This is a genomic window from Bacteroidales bacterium (assembly GCA_016707785.1).
Lineage (GTDB): Bacteria > Bacteroidota > Bacteroidia > Bacteroidales > UBA4417 > UBA4417.
Genome location: JADJGZ010000058.1, coordinates 71,529 through 92,101 on the forward strand (window position 1 = coordinate 71,529; position 20,573 = coordinate 92,101).

Genomic DNA, 20,573 nt, shown 5'->3' on the forward strand with positions numbered 1-20,573 from the left:
ATCCGCCGGCTGGCGGACGAATCTTATTCTCAGATGAATGACACGAATGGATTTCTGATATTAGAAAATAAGTGCTATTGGCGACAAAAAGAACACAAATTACACAAATCCGCCGGCTGGCGGACAAATAAACACAAATTTAATCCGTGAAAATCCGCGGAGTAATCCGTCCGTCAGGCGACGGATCCGTGTGCCATTTGCCGAGTTCTCCGCTGAGCCAGCACAGCTAATCTAGTACATTCTCTGCCGCTTCAGCAAATACGGCAGCAGCACCTGTTCAAAACCCTTATTAATATCCGCTTCCACGAAATCGATGCTATATTGTGCGCACTTCATCTTTAACCGGCTATTAAATTCACGGATCGCCTCCAGGTAGTTATTCCGCACTTCTGCAGGAAGCACTTTTACCTCTTCCCCCGATTCAAGATCGATGAACTTATAAGGACGGTTATCATAGCTGAAATCCAGCTCCATAGACTGATCCACTACATGGAAGAGGATCACTTCATGTTTGTTGTAGCGCAGATGTTGCAACGCATCAAAAAGGGCTTCATTATCATCATTCCCCGAAAACATATCGCTGAATAATGCCACTAATGAACGCTTATGAATGTTCTCTGCAATGAAATGAAGGGATTCCGCCACATTTGACTGCTTTTGGCTCTCCACATGAATAGGAGTAAGCAGTTTTTCCAACTCCCCGAACAGGTAACGATGATGCACCAGGTTCGAACGGGTTGGGGTATGCAACTCCATTTTTTCACTGAACAGGCTAAGCCCCACAGCATCTCTCTGTTTGCGCAACATATACATCATAGCTGCGGCAGCATATACTGAAAATAGTATCTTATTGGGCTGTTCAAAACTCACTGCATCCCGCACAGGAAAATACATGGAAGAGGAGTTATCGATAACAACCTGGCAACGCAGGTTGGTCTCTTCCTCATAACGTTTCACATAGAGCCGGTCAGTGCGGCCGTATAGCTTCCAGTCGATATGTCGGGTAGGCTCCCCGGGATTATATAGGCGATGTTCTGAGAACTCCACCGAAAATCCATGGAACGGACTCTTGTGCAAACCTACAATGAACCCTTCCACAACTTGTTTGGCAAGGAATTCAAGGTTCCCGAAACGGTTCAGCCTGGTTTGGTCAATAGATTCCGGCATATATTAGTCTTTCAGTTTTTACTAACTGGGGTATTACATTCTGCCCCTTAGCGTTGTTGATTCTTAGTGACAAGAAGACAAAATTACTGCACTTCACGATTTGAACACAAGGCAAAAAATGGACACCCTTTTAAACAATAAAGACCCACAATCGCAGGAGATAACAAGCTCCCGGAGTTTGTGAGTCCCTAAATATAAGGTATGCCTGATTAGAAAAGTTTTTCCAGTTTCCCTACCAGTACACTTTTGGGAACAGCACCTACCTGTTTATCGGCGATTTCGCCATTTTTCAGGAAAAGGATTGTAGGGATATTCCTGACGCCATACTTGCTGGTGACCCCGGGATTACTATCCACATCCAGTTTACCTATTACGGCCTTGCCTTCGTATTCCTTTGCCATCTCTTCAATGATAGGCCCTACCATGCGGCAAGGTCCGCACCATTCTGCCCAAAGGTCAACAATTACGGGCTTGTCCGATTTAATAGCAAGCTCTTCAAAATTAGCGTCGTTAAATTCTAATGCCATAGCTGATTAATATTAAAGGATTGTGTTTTCAGTGATGAATACAAAAGTAGAATTAATTGTTCGTTGCAGTTGTTATTTTCTCAAGAAATTTTTCAGGGAAGATTTCTGGTTTTTGTTAAGTCAGTGCTGAGTGCCGAGTGCCGAGTGCCGAGTGCCGGGTGCTGAGTGCTGGGTGCCGAGTGCCGAGTGCCGAGTGCCGTAGAGTCCAGAAAATTGAACGCGCCTGCCTGCCGGCGAGGCAGGGATGACGTGGTTCATACCGCGGATTTACATGTCTCCTCATCTCCCCATCTCCCCATCTCCCCATCTCCTCTCCCCATCTCCCCATCTCATCTCCCATCCCCTTCTCCCCATCTCCTCATCTCCCCATCTCCTCATCTCCCCATCTCCCCATCCCCTAATCTCCACATCTCCTAATTTCCTAATCTCCAAATCAAAATCCACAATCCGAAATCCGCAATCCACAATTATTAGCACTAACTTAAGCAATGATACTCACTGCCATTCCCCCGAGCATCTTCAGCTCGCGGAGAGCCACAGAAGGCTGCACCTTATGTTTTCCGGTATGCATATCCACCTTATAATTTTCATCAAGATCCACGAAGCTGACACGAATACGGCAATCTCCCTTATGCGCCTTAATAACCTTCACCATAGCCGTTACCAGCTTATCATTAATACTGCTGATCGGAATCTTGATACTGATCTGCTTCGCCATCTTATCCATCGCATCAGCCAACAGACTCATACTATTGATCTTAAGCTCAGGCATATCCGCTTTCCCATATCTGTTCTGCACTTTTGCACGTATCATCAACGACTTATCCTCTTCCAATAAATGTCTCATTTTGAGATAATCCTCACCGAACAGGGCAAATTCTACCTGGTCATCAAAGTCCTCCACGACGAAACGCCCATAGGCATTGCCATTCTTTGCAGTTTCATGCCGCACCTTGGAAACGATCCCGGCAAAAATGAACTCCTTCCCTCCTGCCGTGAGAATGTTTTCCTTGGCCTTCTTTATGGAGGTATTGCAGAAGGCATTAATCTCCTCCCTGTAATCATCCAGCGGATGGCCTGTAATAAAGAATCCGGCTACATTTTTCTCTCTGCGTAACTTCTCAAGGTTCGACCAGGGCTCACAAAAGGGAATCCTCGGGTCAGGGATATCTACGGTACCCATCTCACCAAACAGGGATTGCTGGGTCGATTGCTGGTTGGCCTGGTAAGTGGCTCCAAAACGAATAAGTTTCTCAATGAAGGTAGCATCCTCATTGGAATCCTGGGCAAAAAACTGCGCCCGGTGCATGCCCTCAAAGCTATCAAAAGCGCCTGCCTGTGCAAGGGCTTCAAAAGTGCTCTTATTTACGGTGCGCAGATTCACCCGCTTCACAAATTCAAAGATTGAGGTAAAAACCCCGTTCTCATCACGCTCTTTAATGGCAGCATCCGCCGCAGCTTCTCCCACTCCCTTTAGCGCCATCAATCCGAAACGAATCTGTCCATTCTTATTGACGGTAAAATCGAGGAAGGATTCATTGATATCCGGACCTAAGACCTTCATGCCCATTCTCCGGCATTCATCAAGGTAGAAGGTGATTTTCTCCAGGTTGCTAAGGTTGCTGGTAAGCAGAGCAGCCATATATTCCGCCGGGTAATGAACTTTGAGGTAGGCGGTTTGATAAGCTACCAGCGCATAACAAGTGGAATGCGACTTATTGAAGGCATAGGATGCAAAATCTTCCCAGTCGGACCATACCTTGTTCAGCTTATCTTCCGGGTGCCCCTTGGCTTTACCTCCTTCAATAAATTCGGGTTTCAGCTTGACCAGCTTCTCGCGTATCTTCTTCCCCATGGCTTTGCGCAGCTCATCGGCACGACCCTTGCTGAAACCGGCAATATGCTGCGATAACAACATCACCTGTTCCTGGTACACCGTGATCCCGTAAGTCTCCTTCAACACCCCTTCCATTGCGGGAAGGTCATACTGAATAGCCTCTTTCCCATGCTTGCGGTTGATATAGTTGGGGATATATTTCATGGGGCCCGGACGGAACAAGGCGTTCATGGCGATCAGGTCCTCGAATTTATCAGGTTTTAGCAGTTTGAGCCATTGCTGCATCCCGTCACTTTCAAACTGGAAAGTACCATTGGTTTCGGCACGCTGGTAAAGTCCAAAAGTCTCAGCATCATCCAGGGGCATGCTGTCGAGATCGATGGTCACATTATGGTTCTGCTTGATCAGTTTCAGGGCATCCCTCAAAATGGTGAGGTTCTTGAGACCCAGGAAGTCCATCTTGATAACCCCGGCCTCTTCAATGCTATTCCCTTCAATTTGTGTGACCCATAGAGGAGAATCCTTAGCCGTGCAGACAGGAATCAACTCCGTCAAATCATAGGGGGCAATAATGATACCCGCAGCATGAATACCGGTATTCCTCACTGACCCTTCCAGGACTTCAGCTTCACGCAATACCTTCTTCTGCAGCACCATGATGCTGTCGGTGCCCTCATAATTATACAGCTCGCGGATCCTGCGGACATTCTCCAGGTCTTCACCAGGCAAACCGTCTTTTTCCTCCAGCGACTTCTCCCCTTCCTTTGTAGTGATGGGAGCAGTAAGGACCCGTTTCAGGGAGATGCCCGGCTTATCGGGCACCATCTTGGTGAGGTTATTGCTCAGCGACAGATCGAGCTCAAGAACTCGTGCTACATCCTTGATACTCAGCTTGGCAGCCATAGTGCCGAAGGTAACGATCTGTGCCACCTGGTTCTGACCGTATTTTTCAACCACATAATCAATCACACGCTGCCGTCCCTGGTCGTCGAAATCGGTATCGATATCAGGCATTGAGATGCGCTCCGGATTGAGGAAACGCTCAAACAGCAGGTCATATTTGATGGGGTCAATATTGGTGATTCCGATACAGTAAGCTACCACGCTTCCGGCAGCCGAACCGCGGCCCGGACCGATATATACCCCCATTTCCCTGCCAGATCGGATAAAATCACTCACAATCAGGAAGTAGCCTGCAAAACCCATATCGTGGATGGTGCGCAGCTCGAAATCAATACGGTCCTGCAGGTCGGGGCCCACGGAGCCGTAGCGTACCTTAGCTCCCTGGTAGGTGATGAATTTCAGGTATTCCCATTGGTTACGCACATCGGCAGTGAGGATCTTCTGGCCGGTATCCACATGAGTAGTATGGATAACAAATTTCTCCGGGACCGGGAAGTTAGGCAAAAGGATATCCTTGGTAAGCTTCAGCACTTCCACCTTATCCACGATCTCATTGGTATTGTCGATAGCTTCGGGCAAATCGGCAAAAAGCCCGCTCATCTCCTCGGTTTTCTTCAGATAGAACTGGTCGTTGTAGAAGGCAAAGCGGGTACCCTTTGTGAAAGTATCATCATCGCCATAATCCCTGAAGGTAGGCGTGCTTTGTTTTTCCCCGGTATTGATACACAGCAGGATATCGTGGGCATTGAAGTCTCGTTGTTCCACATAATGCGAGTCATTGCTGGCTATCATCTTCACCCCGTACTTTTTGGCGAAACGCTTCAGGACTTCATTTACCTGATCCTGTTCGGGGATGCTGTGGCGTTGAAGTTCAACGTAGTAGTCTTCGCCGAAGAGATCGAGCCACCATTTAAACGCCTTCTCCCCTTCTGCTTCCCCTTTGCGGAGAATGGTTCGGGGCACATCGGCAGCCAGGCAGCAGGTAGTGGCAATCAGGCCTTTATGGTATCGGACGATCAGTTCCTTATCGATACGCGGGTATTTGCTGTAGAGTCCTTCGATATAACCCAGGGAACAAAGTTTGACCAGGTTCGAGTACCCCTCGGCATTTTTGGCAAGCAGCAATTGGTGGCGGCGGTCGTCACGTTCTCCTCCCCCGAATTTCTTGCGGTGGCGATCTTCCACCACGTAGAACTCGCAGCCCACGATGGGTTTAATGATGGTTTCGCCGTTCTTATTGAATTTCTCTGCTTCTTTCACGAACTGGAAGACCCCAAACATATTGCCATGGTCGGTAATTGCCAGTCCCGGCATGCCATCGCTCGTTGCCTTTTTGAACATGGCGGAAATATCGGCGGCCCCGTCGAGCAGGGAATATTGTGAATGTACGTGTGACTGAAGCGTGGCATTATAGATACTTAGGTGGAGGGGTGGGCATTATAGAAATCTTGATATTCTGCTTATTGAAAATAATCGGGCAACGACATTACTGATTTAAATTTGGGGTGCATTTCCAGATTTCAGATTAACAGTTAATCTCCTGGATGAATTTTTCAAATAACTCATCTTTTGCACAACCGGATACTGATTATTAACACTTTAACATCCCCAACTTCGCATTGCTAAAATATCGAAAAGGAATGGCTTCCCCTTGGATTGTTGAAAACTATGCAATACTTTTTGTCGCTTCCCCGAACTACTTCAGTTTCATTTTCCAACACAAAAATCAATGTTAAATAACCATAGAAATATTTGTCTGGAGTTGATGGATGTATTGAATTTATTTAGATATATTTGATTACTTGCAATAAATAAGACTGCAGATATTTAAATGCGGACTAAGAGCCTGTTCAAAAATTCAATTTATGACACCCCTATCCATTAATGCTTGAAGAATCCAGAATTAAACATCCGACATTAGAAATCCGACATTAGACATTAGACATTAGACATCCGACATTAGACACCCGCCTGACCGAGGGAATCATACTCATTATTGATAATTCATTCAGTCGGGCAGGTCAAAGACCCAAGATCCAAGACCCAAGATCCAAGACCCAAGATCCAAAACCCAAAATCCAAAACCCAAGATCCAAAACCCAAGATCCAACATCCTGAACATCCAACATCCGACATCCGACATTAGACATCCGACATTAAACATCCGACATTAAACATCCGACATTAAACGACATTAGACATCCGACATCCGACATTAGACATCCAAATAACGTCTGCCTTTGCCATTTTCAAGTTAAAAACAATCCTATGAATAAGCTGATAATACTTGTGATAATAATTGCAAATTGCTATATTTCATTTGCACAGAATCCGGATAAATCGGCATTGGAAAAGAATTTCAGAACCCCGGGGATGGCCAGGTTCAAGAATGAAAATTTCTTGCGTGCCAACCCTGAATTCAGGTGGAAGGATTACTTTTACTCCACTTTTTTTAATATTGGCTATCAATCTGGTCCAAGCCCCCTTTTTGTTACAGATTTTTTGGATATGGGAGGCAAATATTTCCATGCTAAACTTTTCTCTTCTTATTCATTTGATAAACCTTATATCAAAAAGGAAAAAACAAACTTAGGATACTGGCTTCCTTTCGGGCTCAGTTATCCTTTAGTCACAGGCTCTAACTACAATATAAGTCTTAGATGCGATTATTATTGGGCAATTCATTTCAGTGATCATTCGGAATATGATGATCCGGAAAACTATAAACAAAGACCAAGTTTACTGGATTTTCAGGTTCAAATGGATTTATACCTGAAACAGGCAATTTCGCGCCTGAGCGTTGTTTATGGATACAGGCATCAGCTTTCCGACTGGAATGTGGTTGAATCAGCTATACCAGTTTACTCAAATAATTTAACCGGTTCATATGTAGGATTGACCTGGGGATTCGGGGTATCATTCAAGGAAAATTATGGACTTAGTAACTGGAAAATAGCTAAAAAGGAAAATACAATTATCTCCTTTGAAAAATTCCTTAAAACCTATCCAGGTTCTCATTATGAAAAGGAGGCCAATGCAAGGCTCGAATATGCTGCGTTTCAAACATTTGAAAAAGGCAGTATTGATGACTGCAACTACTACATGACTAAGTTTCCGTCAGGATATTATTTAAGCGAAGCCCAGAACAGGAAAGAGGAACTGGTGGAAGAAAACACTTATAAAATCGCAGTCACCAAAGGATCAATTCCTGAGTGTAACCACTATCTCGCCAAGTATAAGAACGGGAAATATGTGCGCGAAGTGGAGACCCGGAAAATTGAGATTTATGCAGAAATGAAAGAAGACAGCATATATAATCAGTCGAAAAACGGCGGAATTGAAGATTGCAACAATTACCTGGTAAACTACCCATCAGGAAAATATGTTCAGACTGTTGAAGCAAAGAAAGAAAAGCTGACAAAGGAGGTAGAAGAAGAACTCAATTCATACAATAAACTTTTAAACAGCACCAGTGTAGCTGACATGCAACGTCATCTTGCGGCATTTCCTAACGGGAATCACAAGGCTGAAGTAAAAAAGATGATTGAACCGCTGCTCTACAAAGCTGCCGTGGAAGCCGACTGGTATACCGATTATGAAACCTATATCAAAATCTGTCCGGACGGTTCAAACATTGAGAAAGTAACCCAGCGGCTGGAATTCCTGCGTACTCATACTGCAAAGATAAAAGTAGATTATCCCGCTAATGAGAAAGGAGGAGATAGTCCATATTCCAATGTTTCCAGTCCTTATTTCGAAATAAATACAACCTTTAGTGAAACAGGAGGAGAAGTAGGATATAAGCTTCACGGTTCCGGTTGGATCTACGATAAAAATGGCGATCAATGGGGCCACAGTGGTTACTCAATTGACCGTGGGACTGTTACTGTTAAACCCGGTAAAAAGGAAGTTGAGGAGTATTGGTGTTCAGGTATAGATTTCCGTGGCGGGTATGCCCTATTTAATTGGACAGGCGAAGATGCCGGTGGGCATCCGTTGAGTGTTCAGGTAAGAGTTAATCTGCAATAATAAAGGAGGCTGTTGAAATTCAATTAGTGGGAAATTAGGTGTTCTGAAGTTGACAAAGTATGAATGGAACAAAACCCACACAAATCCGCTGGCTGGCGGACAAATCCAACACAAATAAGCACAAATGAAATCTCACATTAATTCCACTTTTTCATTCGTTATTCTGTGTTATGTGTTTTGAGTTTTTTCCCCATGAAGCAGAATCTCCTAAAGGGAACAAAAACACTTAATATTAAACACATAACTCATAATCAATAAGTTAATGTTAATTTGCCCCAAAGGGGAACCTTCGGCTCATATTAATATTTTCATTTAAGGATTCGTGCTTTATTCGTGTATTCGTGGCATTTTTTATCAAGTTGCAAAGAGAACAAAAACGCCCATAAATCCGCCAGCTGGCAGACAAATCCTACACAAATTGACACAAATGAAATCTCACGTTAATTTCACTTTTTCATTTTTTATTCTGTGTTATGTGTTTTGAGTTTTTTGCCATGAAGTAAAATCTCGAACAGGGAGCAAAAACACTTAATATTAAACACATAACTCATAATCAATAAGTTATTAAGATTTGCATTTTGCCCCAAAGGGGAGCCTTTGGCTCATTTTAAATTTTATATCCACAATTGTTCCCGAATTTCCACACATTTTACATCAGCCATCCGACATTAAACATTAGCCATCCATCCGACAATAAACATTAGCCATCCAACATCCGACATTAAAATTCTCCCAATCAATAGATCTTCCATTCACATCTCCATCTAAATCAACAATCAAATCAACAATCCGAAATCAACATTATCTCTCCCCTCCGGCATTCACCCCCCATTTTTCCGCTGTTCAAGGAGGAATTTGCCGCTTCCGCCGCTTTATTTTTTAATTGAAACACAATATCGCTATACATTTGCGTCATAGTCAGGAAATCTGCATATCATCTTTTATTACCAGGTACTATGAATTGGAGAAAAATCCTTTTGCTTCCCGGACTGATACTATTACTCCAGGGAGCAAGCGCACAGAAAATGGTCGAAATGAACCTTCAGCAATGCCTGGAAGCGGCGTTGCAAAACGACCTTCGTGTCAAGCTATCCACAATGGACCAGGAGAAACTGAAATACCAGGTCCGCCAGACAGCCGGCACCGGTCTTCCCCAGGTCAGTGCCTCGGGTAGTTTCCAGAATTTCCTGAAACTTCCCACCCAGCTGATTCCGGGTGAGTTTTTCGGAGAGCCGGGCAAACTCATACCCGTGCAGTTCGGAACCAATTATAATATGTCAGGTGGCATACAGGTGTCACAATTGATCTATAACCAATCTTTCATGGTTTCACTCGGAATTGCAAAACGACTGCTCGAACAAGGAAACCTGGAAATTGAGAAGAGCCGGCAGAGCACGGTATATGATATTGCACAGCTTTATTATATGGCCGTCCTTACCCACCAGCAGATCCAATATATGGCAGAGACACTGGAAAAACTCGATTCCCTCACCTTTCTTACCAAAATTCAGCTTGACAGACAATTGATCAGGCAGGTGGATTTCGACCGGGTAAATGTGAACCGCAACAACCTGGTGACCGAAACCAGTAACCTAAAGCTCATGCTCTCGCAGCAGCTCAATATGCTCAAGTATTTCACAGGTTATGCTCCCACCGATTCCCTCATGCTGACAACCACCGTCTTTGAAAGCAGCCTGAAGCCTTATTCACCTGCAAATAGTGAGAATCACCTCAGTCTGAGGGAGATCGACCAGCAGAAGCTGCTTTTAGGATTGCAGATGGACCTGGTGCACTCGCAGTCGATGCCTTACCTCGCGGCATTCGGAGATTTCAGCTACAATAACCAGCAGAATAAGTTCAAGCCTTTATTTTCTGATAAGAATGGATGGCTGGGCACTTCGGTGGTCGGACTCTCATTGAACGTCCCTTTGTACAATGGCGGACAGAGGTATAACCAGTTGAAGCAATACAAGGTACAATACAAGGAGCTGGAGTTAGGCAGGGATTATGCCAAAAGGATGATTGAAACCGATACCCGGAATGCCATGTTAAAGGTCCAAAGCCTGCAGCAAACAGCAGAGTCGCAGCAGAAAAATGTAGTGCTGGCTGAAGATGTTTATAAGGTGATGTTCGATCAATACAGCCAGGGTTATGCGTCCCTTACTGACCTGCTCAGTGCGGAGAGCGCTAAAATATCGGCCAGGGGAAGTTATGCACAGGCACTGGCACAGTTGCGGATTGCCGAGCTAGACCTGCTCAAATCAAAAGGAATGTTACTGGATCTTATTAAATAATTGAAGTTGACTCTTTCTTAGAGCGAATAAGGTAACTACCACTAAGACGCTAATGGCACTTAGAAATACAAAGAACAAAAAATTGAACATCGGAAAATAACAACACCTCATATGAAAAAGATCATCATTATCAGCATTATAGTCCTTGTTGCAGTTGCAGGGATTTTCAAGCTATACGTCAATAAAAAGCAGATCGAGGCCAATTCGGCACCCCGACAGAGCAAGGTAAGTGTGCCTGTTTTTATTGAAGAAGTAAAAATAATCAAGGCAGATAATAGCTTCCAGGTGAATGGTTCCTTTGAACCCGCTCATGAGACCATGATCATCTCCCAGACCCAGGGAAAGATCGTGAAACTGGAATTCAATAACGGTGATTTCGTGAAAGAAGGACAGTTGCTGGCCAGCTGCGATCTCGAATTGCTGGAAGCCCAGCGGGAACTCGCGGAAGCCAATCTAAACAAGGCAAAAAAGGATCTGAAGAAGTTCCAGGAAATGCTTCAGTCGAAGGCTGCCACACAGACACAGGTGGATGAATTACAACTTGCCCTTTACAATGCCCAGGCCAGTTTTGTGACTGTAAATAAGCAGATCGAATATTCAAAGATCACGGCTCCTTTTAGTGGGTATATTACGGCTAAGCATGCGGAAAAGGGCAGTATGATTATGCCCGGCAGTATGATTGCAGAGATCATGGACATCAGCACGATGAAGTTCAATGCAGGTGTTGCTGAGCCCGACCTGGTAAAGATCAGGCTGAACCAGCAGGTGAAAATCAAGGCAGATATCTATGAAGGCTTTACCTATACCGGAAGAATCAGGAACATAGGCATGAAAGCCGATGGATCACGACGTTTCCCTGTGGAGATAGAAGTCAGCAACAATACCGGCAAGCCAATCCGATCGGGTATGTACGGACAGGCATTCTTCAGCAGTGAAGGCACCCACGATGCCATGGTAATCCCGAGAACGGCACTGGTAGGCAGCATCAAGGACCCGGTAGTGTTCATTGTGGAAAACGACAAAGCGGTGAAACGCTCCATCAAAGCCGGTTCCGCCACCGAAACCACTATAGAGGTCCTGGAGGGCCTGAAAGCTGGCGAGAAGGTGGTGATTTCCGGACAGATCAACCTGGATGACAATACTGCGGTGAGAATTTCAAACGCTAAATAACAGTTAATCATGAATATCACTGAACTATCCATAAAACGGCCTTCCCTGATCGTGGTGATTTTTGCCGTCCTCACCTTCCTGGGTATAGTGAGCTTTAGAGCACTCAATTATGAATTGCTTCCCAAGTTTTCGCAACCCGTGCTGCTGGTCATCACCCCTTATCCCGGTGCCTCTCCCCGTGAGGTGGAGAACATGGTTACCAAGAACATTGAAGATGCCATTTCCTCCCTGGAACAGATTGATAATATACAGTCAACTTCCTATGAAGGGGTCTCTGTTTCCGTGATTATCTTCAACAGTGATGCAGACATGACCAAAGCGCTTCAGAACTGTCAGCTTAAACTGAACAATGTCCGCGAAGGGCTTCCACAGGATGTGCATTCACCGATCATCTATAATTTCTCGATGGATGATATGCCCATTATCCGAATGGGGATCACAGCCGATATTCCGTCAACAGAGCTGTATGATATTGTCAAGCAGAAACTTCGTCCAAGGTTATCAACCCTACAGGGAGTTTCGCAAGTTGAAATGATTGGAGGTGAGGAACGCGAAATCCGTGTGAGTGTTGACAATGAGAAGCTGGAAGCAAGAGGGATTTCTATCCTGAATATCTCGCAGGCGGTTCAGGCTTCCAATATCGACTTCCCCACAGGCAAAATCAAAGGCGAAAATGCCCAGGTGATTATCCGTCTCTCGGGAAAATTCACCGACCTGGAGAGTCTGAAAGAACTAGTGGTTAGTGTAGATGCCAGCGGATCTCCCGTGAAGCTGAAAGATGTAGCCGATGTACTTGACACCAAGAAGGAAACCAGAAACATATACCGCATCAATGGGGTAAATTCGTTGGGAATCAATTTATACAAACAGCCCGATGGAAATGAGGTAAAGGTTAGTGAGGGTGTGAAGAAAGAGATCAGCAAGATCGAAGATATGTACAAGGACATTAACCTGAAGGTGAAGATTGCCAACGACACTTCCGATTTCACGCTCACCTCTGCCAATGCTGTAGAAAGAGACCTGTTGCTGGCCATCTGCCTTGTAGCACTGGTGATGCTGGTATTCCTGCATAGTCTGCGAAATTCCTTTATTGTGATGGTTGCTATTCCAGCTTCACTCATTTCCACTTTTATCGGGATGAGTATGCTCGATTTCTCCCTCAATATAATTTCGATGATAGCCATTGCGCTGGTAATTGGGATCCTGGTGGATGACTCTATCGTGGTACTTGAAAACATCTACCGCCACCTGGAGAAAGGTAAGAACCGGAGACAGGCGGCCATTGACGGACGAAACGAGATCAGCTATACGGCCCTTTCCATTACGATGGTGGATGTGGTGGTTTTCCTTCCGATCGCGGTGATTACCAGTATGATTTCAGGAATGTTGCGACAATTTGCCCTGGTAGTAGTGATATCCACCCTGCTGAGTTTATTTGTTTCCTTTACCCTCACGCCTTTGCTGGCTTCCAGGTTTGCCAAATTTGAGCAATACCGGAAGGGATCATTCATGGGTAAACTGATTGAGGTGTTTGAACGCTGGCTATCAAATATCACCAATGGATATGGTAAGCTGCTTGGCTGGTCGCTGCGGCATAAGTTCATCATCATGGGAGGGGCTACACTTATCCTGTTCTCTTCCCTCCTGTTACCTGCCCTTGGATTCATCGGATCAGAATTTATCAGTCTGGGCGACCGTGGTGAGGTCATTATCCAGTTGGAACTGCCTAAGGACGCCACCATTGAGCAAACCAACCTGCTGACACTACAGGCGGAACAGTACATTATGAAGCAGCCTGTTGTGAATGAAGTTTTCTCTACAGTCGGGATCACCTCAGGATTTGATGCCGGAGCCGGTAATTCCTATAAATCAGAGATCTATGTGAAGATGATAGAGAAGGAAAAAAGAAAGATCACTGCAGATCAGTTTGCATGGCAGCTAAAGGAGGATCTTACCAGCCGGCTGACCGGGGTAAAGGTGCGCTCTACCATAGTTTCCCTGCTGGGGACCTCTGATATGGATCCTATACAGTTTGTGGTAGCAGGCTCTAACATGGATACGCTCATGCATTATGCGAAGATGATTGAATCGGAAGTTAAAAAGGTTCCGGGCAGTGCTGAAGTGAAGCTCACGGTAGAAGAAGGCAATCCTGAAATCAGTGTGAAGATCGACCGTGATAAGATGGCGAAAATGGGTTTGAATATGGCTATTGTGGGTGCTACCATGCAGAATGCTTTCACAGGAAATACTGATTCCAAGTTCTCGCAGGGGGTGAATGATTATGATATCAATATTACAATGGATGCCTTCAATAAGAAGGAAATCAATGATATCGCCAATCTTTCCTTTATGAATGCAGCAGGACAGATCGTGCGCCTGAACCAGTTTGCCACCCTCACCCCCACTACTGGAACCACAGTATTGCAGCGTTACAACAGGCAATCGTCGGTAACCGTTAGTTCTCAAGTTGTTGGCAGACCGGTGGGTTCGGTTGGAGAAGAATGTGTGAAAAGGCTGGATAAGATCAAGCTGCCGGCAGATGTTTCACTTATCAAGGAAGGTGACCTGAAATACCAGACAGAGGCCTTCAGCAGTCTGTTCCTGGCATTCCTGGCTTCTATACTTTTTGTGTATCTCATTATGGTGGCACTGTATGATTCCTATATCCATCCATTTATCGTTTTATTTTCAATACCACTTGCCATTGTAGGGGCACTTTATGCACTGGCTCTGGCTCAGGAATCGCTAACCATTTTCTCGATTCTGGGTATCATTATGCTGGTGGGACTTGTTGGAAAGAACGCCATTTTGCTGGTTGATTTTACCAATCAGTTGAAACGGGAAGGGATGGCTACGGTGGAAGCTTTGATTGAGGCGGGGCGAGTGAGACTGCGCCCAATCCTCATGACTACACTTTCGATGATATTCGGTATGATGCCGATTGCAATAGCTACAGGAGCAGGTTCTGAATGGAAGAACGGCATAGCCATTGCCATTATCGGTGGATTGACCAGTTCGTTACTACTGACTTTGGTTGTTGTACCGGTGATGTATTATCTTATGGATAAGCTGATGGAGAAGTTTCACCGCAAAAGCAGGAAAGTGGCAGATGTAAAAGAGATTTAATTACAGACTAATAAGTTATTATTCCCAAGGTTTATTAAACACAATAGGCACAATAGAGCACAATAGGAAAGCACAATAGGGAATCTCTATTGTGTCCTATGTGCCTACTGTGGTTTAAAAAAGATTTCACTGAATACCAATTTTCTGATTCTAATAAATTCTTGATTATCAGCGGAAATCAAAAACACAATAGTCACAATAGAGCACAATAGAAAACCACAATAGGGAATCTCTATTGTGTCCTATGTGCCTATTGTGGTTAAAAAAAGATTTCAATGAATACCAATTTTCTGATTCTAATAAATTCTTGATTATCAGCGGAAATCAAAAACACAATAGACACAATAGAACACAATAGGAAATCACAATAGGGAATCTCTATTGTGTCCTATGTGCCTATTGTGGTTGATAATTGTTCTATGGATGATAGTTTTCTGATTCTAATAAGTTTTGATTACCAGGCACTTAAAGTACAACCTGATGAAGCAGAAGTAATTTTTGATGATTCTGATCCTGATTAACATAAGTTGTTATCGATTATCTTTATCACACTCTTTACAAAATCAACAAAACAGTTACAAATCACATAAATAAAGCCCGATATGAAATCAATATCACTATTATGGGTAATAGCACTCTTGTTTAGTGCCTGCGGTCATAAGTCCGGAAGTGAAGAACTGAAAAAAGAAATCCTGCTGACTGAAAAGTCCTTTGAGAAAATGACAGCAGAGAAGAGCATTTCCCAGGCTTTCTATTTCTATGCCGATTCCAATGCAGTGATTAAAAGGGAAAATGATACACTGATCATTGGGAAGGAAAATATCCGGTCATATTATGAAGGTATGGATAAGAAAGATGTCATCGTCAGCTGGACGCCTGATTTTATAGAAGTTTCCTCATCCGGTGACCTGGCTTATACTTATGGTAAATATACCTGGAAAATCAATAATGGCAATGGAGATACTACTGTCTTTAAAGGAGTGTTTCACACAATATGGAAAAAGCAGGGAGACGGGAGTTGGAAGTATGTTTGGGATTAGATAATTTGACAATTCGACGATTTGACAATTTGACAATTCGACAATTCGACAATTTACCGAAGGGAAGCCTTCGGCTCGATAATTCGATAATTTAACAATTTGACAATTCGACGATTTGACAATTCGACAATTCGACAATTTCCCGAAGGGAAGCCTTCGGCTCGATAATTTAACAATTCGACAATTCGACGATTTGACAAATAGTTAATCAGACGACTTAGAAATTGGGAAATTCAAGAGGAGAAGCCTTCCAAAGGGAAACCAATATTAACAACTGTACCAATAGATAATTATATTTATATAAAAAACAAGGCTGCCAGGAAGATTTTTAACCTCCGGCAGCCTTGCCAAAACCCAAACATACAAAAGTGCTTATCGAATAAAACTTCTGATCTCTGAATTATAATCAACTAAAATATCCGTCCATTCATCCAGCATCTGTTGCCAGGATCCGGCACCATTGGTCTTTTCATAGGTTGATTTAATCCCCATATCCTTTGACCATGATTCATAGGAATCGAAGCTCCAGAGTAGGGCTACATCGGCTCCACCGGCAGTATGAATTGGATTTTCATAAACGAGGAAAGCAGTTTTGCCATCGGCTTCATAGGCTTTCTTCAATTTCCCTGCAATTGCCTTGAAACGATAATAATCTCCCCTTTTTAGGTCCACGGACCATACTTCATAGTATTTCGCGGTTTTAAGGATATCTGCTCCAAAGGAAAGGTCTGCATTAAAGTCCCAAAGATCAGTTTTACCATAAGTCTCAATCAATGGATCAATTGTCTTTGACCAATCATCAGCATGGCCGTTTTCCTTATCAGGCCTTGAATCCAGGGAAGCATAGGTTGTAGGCCCGAAGATAAACACATACCATCCGGCCATTTCACCATATTGCACCTTCCGAAGCCCTGCTTTATGCGGCCCTTCAGGGTGATACTTTTTGTTATGAGCCAATACAGCAGCTTCGAATTTATCTTCCATTCCCCGCTTGGGTAAAATGTACATATTCTCTGCGACTATGGTAGGCTTATCTTCGGCTGTTTGAGCTAAAGCGCTGAATGTCAATACACTTGCAATAGTAAAGAGTAAAATTTGTTTTTTCATATCTATATATTTAGATTTATATTAACATAAAGATACACAATATTTTAAGCTTATTTAGAATTATTATAAATTAAATTTCAGATATGCTATTATCTGCCTATATTACAATACTTTACAATTTCAATTTAGAACTAAAATCAGTTAGATTTATGATTATTAAGTTTTAAGTGAAAAGTGTACATTTGGATTTTGTAAGCAATCCTGTTGTAGTTTGGAATTTAATGCTAATTCAGGGAAGATCTCCTAGAGTCCTTTCCCCTTTGAAAGAGAACATTCCACTACAAATTATCATTTTTATCAAATTTTCAAATTGCTATCAATTAAAAGTAACCCTTTAATGATCGCCATAAATCCCCCGTCGGCCTGCGCCGACACCCTCTTTGAAAAGGGGGACATCCAACTTTCACAAATTATCGCATTTTCAAATTATTAAATTTTCAAATTGCCTAATTGACTAATTTCATTTATTTTGTTTTATTGGCATAATATTTGCTAATTTCGGCCTGCCAAACCCAAGCCTTCCCGAAAGAGGATTTATAAGATATGCGTATTAGCTTTACTATTGATTCCACTGACATGGAGCGGAGTTACAGTTCTTTGTCCGGAAAATTTTCAAATCCATTGATATCTGGGTTTTTTCGATATCTGCAGGTCATTTTTCTGATTGTCTTCATTCCCTTACTGGTTCATTCAGAAAATATACTGCTGATTGATCCTACAGTTTCATTTAATATAGGAAAGCAGGTTGCTTATTTTCAGGATGACAGTAAAGCGTTAACGATCAACAACATTCTATCTCCTGACTATCAGTCCCAATTCAAGACCTACCACAAGGATGTATTTACTCACCCTGTTACCCGCGGGGCTTTCTGGTTTAAGATAAGCATTGAGAACAAGAGTGGATCGGCTGCCTGGCTCCAGTTGGGGACTATCAATGCGAGATATATCGATTTTTATGCGCCTGATAGCAATGGCATTTATTCTCACCCTTTACTCACCGGTGTTATGAGGGGAGAATCCTCTAACCCTATCCGGTAAACACCTTTTGGTTACCAGTGAACACAGAACACCAACCCGGCTCCATCACCTATTACATCAGGGTACTGGAAGAATCACCGGTTGAAGTTCCCTTAAGACTGGGGACGCTGGAATCGTTGCACAGCAATAAAACCCAAAATGACTTTCTCACTGCAGGCTTCATAGGGGCAATACTCATTATGCTGCTTTATAATATTTTTCTCTGGATAAGCACCCGCGACAAGTTATACCTGATATATTCCCTATATCTTTTTACTTCTTTATTGATTTCCCCGGCGCAAAACGGATATTTACTAGTGTCTCATTTCAGTTTTTCGGCCTGGATTTTAGATCATGCAGTACTCTTCATGTCAATCTCAAATGCCATTGTGGGAATTTTTGCCATCCGGTATCTTAATCTTAAAACCGAGCTTCCCTTATTCTATTATGCCATATCTGTTGCCCTTGTCTCGCTGGCTATAATGGGACTGATTAACCTTTTCTTTCCTTACGGACACCTGATCAATACCTTCCAGGTAATCCTGCTCCTGATGTTCATCCTCTGCCTCATATCCGGCTACATCCAATTATTCAGAAAACGCAAACAGGCTTTTTTCTATTCGCTTGGCTGGACCTTCATGATCATCTTTACGATCATATTCATTCTAACACTGAACGGCATTATCCCTCATACTCTCATCACAAGAAATGCCACCTATTTTGGTATTTCACTTGAAGCCTGGATGTTTTCCCTGGCACTCGGCAACAGGATCAATGTGATGAAGAAACTACAGGAATCCACCCAGAAGCAGTTATTGGAAAAGGCTATTGAAACTGAAAAAATTGTACGGAATCAAAACCAAAAGTTAGAGGAAGAAGTAAGCCGTCGTACACTGGAACTCAGGAAATACAGTGAAGTCCTGAAACAACTGAATGCTAAACTGGAGGACTCAAATAAACAATTGCAGCTCCAGACTGAAAACCTGGAAGCATTAAATCAAACCCGGGATAAGTTCTTCTCCATCATCGCCCATGACCTAAAAAATCCATTTAACAGCATACTTGGATTTACCCAATTACTGCTAAAAAACCTGGATCAGTATGAGACAGACAGGATCCGACTCCAGGTAGAAAGCATAGGAGTTTCAGCAAAACATGCCTTTGATCTGCTGGAGAACTTACTCGAATGGGGAAGGATGCAGTCGGGTGAAATAGAATTCAACCCTATACCGTTTAATTTCAGGCAGCTGGTGGTTGAAAATATCAGTCTTTTAGAACCTCAGGCGATACAGAAAAACATAAAACTCTCTCATGGCATTCTTTATGACTTTGAAGTTTATGGTGACAGGAATATGATTGCAACTGTAATGCGCAACCTTATATCAAATGCCCTAAAGTTTACACGTCAGGATGGGTATGTTCATGTTTTCATCAATCCTGATGGAAATAATTGCGAGATATGTATCCAGGATAATGGAGTCGGAATATCAGAAGACAGGCTCCCGAAGCTCTTTAAACCGGAGGAGAAATTCAATACCAAAGGAACAGCCAATGAGAAAGGTACCGGATTAGGGTTAATCCTATGCAAGGATTTTGTTGAAAAAAACCGGGGTACAATTACTGCTAAGAGCACACCGGATGAAGGAAGCATGTTCTGTATCACCCTACCCTATTATTTACCTTAACAACACTTATAGCTATAAACTATTTTAATTTATAAAGCTATTTTGTACCTGCTCCTGAGATTACTCAAAAATTTCATCCGGAGGTCTGATGTATAAAAGGAGACGCTATATTTGTTAGTCAGATTTCATCCGGCTCAATCGGATTTAGTTTTGATCAATTCATGCATATATGAAACATGAGCGTATCCCATTTTTTGCAGTACTCCTGATTGTTCTTATTCTATTCCAGGTAATCAGCGCTCTCTATGGTGCTATCGCGCTGTTTGTTTCACCGGGAGGAGAATTGCTTCAGATGCCTTTGAGTATGTTAAAGGGAACTCCTTTCAATGATTACCGGATTCCTTCCATTATTCTTGGAATACTGCTGGGATTTTTCCCGGGGCTCGCTGCAATAGGACTCATGTTTCGTCCAGGATGGAAATGGGCAAATTTTGTTAATCTATACAAGGACAAACACTTTGGCTGGACGTATTCGCTGTTTACCGGTGTCATGCTAAATATCTGGATAATTACCCAGGTGCAAATGGTTGGATATGGTCATATCATCCAAACGATATATGGAAGTCTTTCAATAATAATACTGATTTGCAGCCTCATGCCTTCTGTAATGCGCTACTATAATAGAAAAGAAGAAAAAACTGCTGATAAGTGGAGAACCTTGTAGGGGATGT

General features: G+C 43.2%; 13 protein-coding genes. 8 read left to right on the plus strand and 5 right to left on the minus strand.

All coding sequences use genetic code 11. From position 1 onward, the window contains the following. Positions 1-231: 231 nt before the first annotated feature. The 4 genes from IPH84_19465 to dnaE form a co-directional block, all read right to left on the minus strand. On the minus strand, positions 232-1,167 hold the full coding sequence (locus IPH84_19465; protein ID MBK7175337.1) for a DUF58 domain-containing protein: 936 nt from the start codon (positions 1,165-1,167) through the stop codon (positions 232-234). 209 nt (positions 1,168-1,376) lie between these two features. Beyond that, on the minus strand, positions 1,377-1,694 hold the full coding sequence (gene trxA / locus IPH84_19470; protein MBK7175338.1) for a thioredoxin: 318 nt from the start codon (positions 1,692-1,694) through the stop codon (positions 1,377-1,379). Between the two features lie 279 nt (positions 1,695-1,973). Further along, complete coding sequence (locus tag IPH84_19475) at positions 1,974-2,183, minus strand: hypothetical protein (protein MBK7175339.1); 210 nt, start codon at positions 2,181-2,183, stop codon at positions 1,974-1,976. After that, positions 2,176-5,850, minus strand: a complete 3,675-nt coding sequence (dnaE, locus tag IPH84_19480; protein ID MBK7175340.1) for a DNA polymerase III subunit alpha — start codon at positions 5,848-5,850, stop codon at positions 2,176-2,178. Before dnaE ends, IPH84_19475 begins: the two co-directional genes overlap by 8 nt. Positions 5,851-6,702: 852 nt before the next feature. On the opposite strand from dnaE, the gene IPH84_19485 reads away from it, so the two are divergent. The 5 genes from IPH84_19485 (at position 6,703) to IPH84_19505 (ending at position 16,093) form a co-directional block, all read left to right on the plus strand. Further along, positions 6,703-8,463, plus strand: coding sequence for a hypothetical protein (locus IPH84_19485; GenBank protein MBK7175341.1), 1,761 nt, complete (start codon positions 6,703-6,705; stop codon positions 8,461-8,463). 956 nt (positions 8,464-9,419) lie between these two features. Beyond that, entirely contained in the window at positions 9,420-10,757 is a 1,338-nt protein-coding gene (locus IPH84_19490) for a TolC family protein (protein ID MBK7175342.1), read from the plus strand. Positions 10,758-10,868: 111 nt separating this feature from the next. Then, positions 10,869-11,927, plus strand: coding sequence for an efflux RND transporter periplasmic adaptor subunit (locus tag IPH84_19495; GenBank protein MBK7175343.1), 1,059 nt, complete (start codon positions 10,869-10,871; stop codon positions 11,925-11,927). Positions 11,928-11,936: 9 nt separating this feature from the next. Next, entirely contained in the window at positions 11,937-15,053 is a 3,117-nt protein-coding gene (locus IPH84_19500) for an efflux RND transporter permease subunit (GenBank protein MBK7175344.1), read from the plus strand. Positions 15,054-15,655: 602 nt separating this feature from the next. Continuing rightward, complete coding sequence (locus IPH84_19505; protein ID MBK7175345.1) at positions 15,656-16,093, plus strand: DUF4440 domain-containing protein; 438 nt, start codon at positions 15,656-15,658, stop codon at positions 16,091-16,093. Between the two features lie 372 nt (positions 16,094-16,465). Here the strand turns inward: IPH84_19505 and IPH84_19510 are convergent, their stop codons facing one another. Beyond that, on the minus strand, positions 16,466-17,200 hold the full coding sequence (locus tag IPH84_19510; GenBank protein ID MBK7175346.1) for a hypothetical protein: 735 nt from the start codon (positions 17,198-17,200) through the stop codon (positions 16,466-16,468). Between the two features lie 543 nt (positions 17,201-17,743). Here IPH84_19510 and IPH84_19515 point away from each other — a divergent pair. The 3 genes from IPH84_19515 (at position 17,744) to IPH84_19525 (ending at position 20,566) form a co-directional block, all read left to right on the plus strand. Next, positions 17,744-18,238, plus strand: a complete 495-nt coding sequence (locus tag IPH84_19515; GenBank protein MBK7175347.1) for a hypothetical protein — start codon at positions 17,744-17,746, stop codon at positions 18,236-18,238. Positions 18,239-18,255: 17 nt separating this feature from the next. After that, positions 18,256-19,902, plus strand: a complete 1,647-nt coding sequence (locus tag IPH84_19520; GenBank protein MBK7175348.1) for a hypothetical protein — start codon at positions 18,256-18,258, stop codon at positions 19,900-19,902. 169 nt (positions 19,903-20,071) lie between these two features. After that, positions 20,072-20,566, plus strand: a complete 495-nt coding sequence (locus IPH84_19525; protein ID MBK7175349.1) for a hypothetical protein — start codon at positions 20,072-20,074, stop codon at positions 20,564-20,566. The last annotated feature ends 7 nt before the right edge of the window (positions 20,567-20,573 follow it).

Excerpts from the sequence above, each read along its gene's own strand:
- IPH84_19465 (MBK7175337.1), bottom strand. The coding sequence starts at position 1,167 with ATGCCGGAATCTATTGACCAAACCAGGCTGAACCGTTTCGGGAACCTT.
- trxA (MBK7175338.1), bottom strand. The coding sequence starts at position 1,694 with ATGGCATTAGAATTTAACGACGCTAATTTTGAAGAGCTTGCTATTAAA.
- IPH84_19485 (MBK7175341.1), top strand. The coding sequence starts at position 6,703 with ATGAATAAGCTGATAATACTTGTGATAATAATTGCAAATTGCTATATT.
- IPH84_19490 (MBK7175342.1), top strand. The coding sequence starts at position 9,420 with ATGAATTGGAGAAAAATCCTTTTGCTTCCCGGACTGATACTATTACTC.
- IPH84_19495 (MBK7175343.1), top strand. The coding sequence starts at position 10,869 with ATGAAAAAGATCATCATTATCAGCATTATAGTCCTTGTTGCAGTTGCA.
- IPH84_19500 (MBK7175344.1), top strand. The coding sequence starts at position 11,937 with ATGAATATCACTGAACTATCCATAAAACGGCCTTCCCTGATCGTGGTG.
- IPH84_19505 (MBK7175345.1), top strand. The coding sequence starts at position 15,656 with ATGAAATCAATATCACTATTATGGGTAATAGCACTCTTGTTTAGTGCC.
- IPH84_19510 (MBK7175346.1), bottom strand. The coding sequence starts at position 17,200 with ATGAAAAAACAAATTTTACTCTTTACTATTGCAAGTGTATTGACATTC.
- IPH84_19515 (MBK7175347.1), top strand. The coding sequence starts at position 17,744 with ATGCGTATTAGCTTTACTATTGATTCCACTGACATGGAGCGGAGTTAC.
- IPH84_19525 (MBK7175349.1), top strand. The coding sequence starts at position 20,072 with ATGAAACATGAGCGTATCCCATTTTTTGCAGTACTCCTGATTGTTCTT.